The 2112-nt window shown below is 35.0% G+C and carries 1 protein-coding gene; it reads right to left on the reverse strand.

Going from position 1 to position 2112, the window contains the following annotated elements; translation table 11 throughout:
- Positions 1–179: 179 nt before the first annotated feature.
- Positions 180–1928 (reverse strand): ABC transporter ATP-binding protein, encoded by a 1749-nt coding sequence (locus tag AC3ASS_RS14050; RefSeq protein ID WP_488284132.1) that lies wholly within the window; start codon positions 1926–1928, stop codon positions 180–182.
- Between the last annotated feature and the right edge of the window lie 184 nt (positions 1929–2112).

Consider the following 2112-nt stretch of genomic DNA (forward strand, 5'->3'; position numbering starts at 1 on the left):
CTTCCTTCAGATTCCGCGTCACCACGGACACCCTTGCGTTAAGCTAACTGCTACTTCTGCCTTCGCAGCTCGGGACTTTCACCCTATAGATTACACCCATGCCGGGCGCACATGAAAACACCACAAACAATACTGCTTGTGGTGTTTCTATGAGTAAACTTTTTAAATCATTGAAGAAACTAATTTTCAAGTTGTTGAACTTGGAATAAATCGTAATAGTGACCTTTTTTCTTCATCAACTCTTCATGTGTACCTGACTCAACAATTTTGCCGTGTTCAATTAAAATGATACGGTCAGCATGGGTTATTGTGGATAGTCGATGTGCAACAATAAACGTTGTTCGGTCCTTCGCTAATTTTTCTAACGCCTCTTGAATATAATGCTCACTTTCAAGGTCTAATGCAGATGTCGCCTCATCTAAAATAATAATAGGAGGATTTTTTAAAAATACCCTTGCAATTCCTATTCGTTGTTTTTGTCCACCGGATAGTTTTACCCCTCGTTCTCCGACTTGAGTATCATATCCTTGAGGTAAATTCATAATAAATTCATGAGCATTCGCTGCTTTAGCTGCTTCAATGACTTCCTCATCTGTCGCATCTGGTCTCCCTAATAAAATATTTGTTTTAACAGATTCGCTAAACAAAATGTGATCCTGAAAGACCATTCCAATTTGATTTCTTAAACTTTGAACTTTATAATTTCGAATATCTTTGCCGTCCAGTAATATTCTTCCTTCTGTAACATCATAAAATCTTGGAATTAAACTAACGAGAGATGACTTACCTCCCCCACTCATTCCAACTAATGCAATAGTTTCGCCCTTTTTCACATCTAAATTAATATTTTTTAATACATCATTCTCTTTATCGGAATATTTAAAAGAGACATTCTCAAATTGAATATGACCTTCAGCTTTTTTTAGTTCAATCGCATTTTCTGAGTCTTTGATATCATATTTTTCATCCATAAATTCAAATACTCGGTCCATTGATGCAATCGCTTGTGTTAGAGTGGTTGAGGAATTAACTAATCTCCTTAACGGATTATACAACCTGTCAATGTATGCAATAAAAGCTACCATAGTTCCTAATGAAAGATTTCCTACTATTACTTGGTAACCTGAATAAGCAATAATAAGTAATGGAGCTATATCCGTAATCGTATTCACGACAGCAAATGCTTTTGCGTTCCAACTAGTGTGATCTAGTGCTTTATTTAAAAAATTCCTATTTTTTCTATTAAAATTACTTTGTTCATAATCTTCAATGGCAAAACTTTTTATTACAGGCATCCCTTGTACTCGCTCATGCAAATATCCTTGTAATTCAGCTAATTTTTGAGAACGCTCTCTAGTCAACTTTCTTAAATGACCAAAAAAGTATTTGACGGAAAAAGCATATAACGGAAACATGAGTAATGATACGATGGTTAAAGGAATATCCATCCATAGCATGAAACCGACGGCAATTATAATCGTGGCCAAATCTAGCCATACGTTCATTAATCCTGTAATGACAAAATCTTTTGTTTGTTCCACATCGTTAATCACTCGTGAAATAACTTCCCCAACTTTGGTATTAGCATAATATTTAAAACTCAGCTTTTGAATATGTGTGAAAAGTTTGTCCCGAATATCGAATAATATTTTACTTGCCGTCCATTGTGCGAAATATTGGCGATAATATTCAATAGGTGGACGAAGGATAAGAAATACTCCAATCATAACCCCCATGACGATGAATAATTTCGTCAGTTTCTCATCTTTCGTTAAGTGTTCAACAGCTACGATATCATCAATAACATATTTAATCATTAATGGAATTAATAATGGAATAACAAATTTTAATATTCCTATCAATAATGTTCCAATTATTTGTAATCGATAAGGTTTGACAAACTGCATGTACCTTCTAATACTCCCCATGGTGACCACTCTTTCCTAAGTCTATATAAATGTAAGAAAAACCGGGCATAGCCCGGTCCTTTTCATGGTTAGAGAATATCCGATAATTTGTACTCTATGCCATGTACCCCTTTATAATACTCAGGATACATTTCACCCCCACATTTTTCACATGCAAACATAGGAGGAGTTGTCGGATCTCCAT

It is taken from the genome of Bacillus sp. JST-5 (genome assembly GCF_057747715.1).